We start from the raw sequence: 236 nt of genomic DNA, 5'->3' as shown, positions 1-236 counted from the left end.
TAGCTTCAGGGGAGTCGGCTCCCGAGCAGTACAACCACATATAACATTGCTTGTCTTCCTTAAGCACATTGAGCGGCGTTTCATCGGCCTGAACCACCACTTGTTCGAATAAGTGAGTCTTCAGTGCCTGATAAAGCGGTTTGAACTTTTCACTAACCTGAATTACCCACCTTGCCATGGTGGTTCTCGATAGCTCGATACCTGACTGGGTAAACAGGGATTCTTGGCGATAAAGT

1 protein-coding gene is annotated in these 236 nt (G+C 47.5%); it reads right to left on the bottom strand.

Features of this window, described 5'->3' with window-relative positions; genetic code table 11:
- The coding region (locus AACW06_RS20690) for an IS66 family transposase (RefSeq protein ID WP_192076428.1) at positions 1 to 236 on the bottom strand (236 nt) is incomplete at both ends.

The sequence above is a fragment of the Vibrio sp. S12_S33 genome, from assembly GCF_963889785.1.
GTDB classification, from domain to species: Bacteria; Pseudomonadota; Gammaproteobacteria; order Enterobacterales; family Vibrionaceae; genus Vibrio; species Vibrio aestuarianus.
This window is presented reverse-complemented; position numbering and strand designations above follow the sequence as displayed.